The organism is Bergeyella porcorum, from assembly GCF_042427575.1.
Lineage (GTDB): Bacteria > Bacteroidota > Bacteroidia > Flavobacteriales > Weeksellaceae > Bergeyella > Bergeyella porcorum.
In genome coordinates this window covers 1-1,254 of the sequence record NZ_JBHMFD010000033.1, presented here as the reverse complement: position 1 = coordinate 1,254, position 1,254 = coordinate 1, and the positions used below count along the sequence as shown (strand labels likewise).

General features: G+C 37.0%; 3 protein-coding genes. All 3 read right to left on the bottom strand.

The features are described 5' to 3' along the window. Positions 1–188, bottom strand: a 188-nt coding sequence (locus tag ACFFUE_RS10985) for a helix-turn-helix domain-containing protein (RefSeq protein WP_376835337.1), incomplete at its 3' end; no start/stop codon positions are given. 292 nt (positions 189–480) lie between these two features. Next, positions 481–720 (bottom strand): hypothetical protein, encoded by a 240-nt coding sequence (locus tag ACFFUE_RS10980; protein WP_376835335.1) that lies wholly within the window; start codon positions 718–720, stop codon positions 481–483. A gap of 90 nt (positions 721–810) precedes the next feature. Beyond that, the coding region (locus ACFFUE_RS10975; RefSeq protein ID WP_376835333.1) for a hypothetical protein at positions 811–1,254 on the bottom strand (444 nt) is incomplete at its 5' end.

The window sequence follows — 1,254 nt, the reverse complement described above, 5'->3', positions numbered from 1 at the left end:
TACACCTGGGCAAGTCTAGGATTGTACTTTCCCTTTGACGAAGAATTCCGTTTTAACTCTCTGTAAATGCTTGAGATATGAACGCCAATTGTATCCGCAATCACTTTTTTTGCCACTTTTGCCTTTAACATTGCGGATATTTGATATCTTTGCATCGAACTGATGCGAGTATAATTTTTGTCAGCCATTTAACACAAATTTTATAATCCATCAGTTTTTTATTTTCAAAAAAAATGCCCACATCCTCAAGACGTGGGCATTTTAATTTAAAATCTGGGTTTAGGGGGGATAAAATCCCCGTTCCTGTACTGTTTCAAGAATCGTCCAGAACGCCTTACATAGACATTCATAGCCGTCCAATTTTTAAATTGGTAGTTATTTTCCAAAAACAAAACAAACTTGTATAAATTACCGACATAGGTGTACTTACACAAAAATTGGCTATTCTCAAAAACAATTACAGAATAATCATTTTTATTTTTAAACTCCTGATTCATTTTGATGTTCGTGTTTCCGTTCGTGGCGGTCTATCTCTCTTTTTATTTGCTTTTTCCGCTCTTTTCTGATGTATTTTTGACGGGCGAAATCTACCAAAAATAATCCAAGTTGCAAAATGAGAGGGGCGAAATAGTGCCAATTGAAAGCTACTACGGTAGCTCCAGCACTGGACAAAGGATATCTGCCAACGAAATCACCAACATCAGTAATAGTATCTATCATCTTTGACGGCATTGTTTTATTTTTTAAGGTTCAAAAAACAAATTACAAACAATACAATTATTTTTTTTTAAGGTTCTGAAAACGAACATCCTATCCGTCACATCCGCAATCTGTATTGATTGGAGATTTACCTGGATTCAAATTGGACGAAGCTTTCAAAATCGGATACACATCGCTACCGTTTTGCAAGAAAACATTATCTCCATCAGTAACGTATGCCGATTGCTTGCCAAAGGTAGTAATAGGGATTTCTGACGGATTATTAGGGTTAAAGGTAATTGGTTTAACTCCTAATGATGGGGTATTTTTTGGCAAATCATCAACTACAACAATCTCCCTTGGAGGAGTAGGGAAACCAGGACTTGTTAACCAATCATCCATTTTAGGTACTTCATCCACACCAGGTGTCTTAATTACAGGTGGAACAGGCTTAACATCGTCTGCCATAATAGGCGTAGTATCAATAGGTTTCTCAGGCGTTCCCTTGTCATCTACAACGATGCTCATTCTAGCCTTTGAGACCTTGAACAGTGC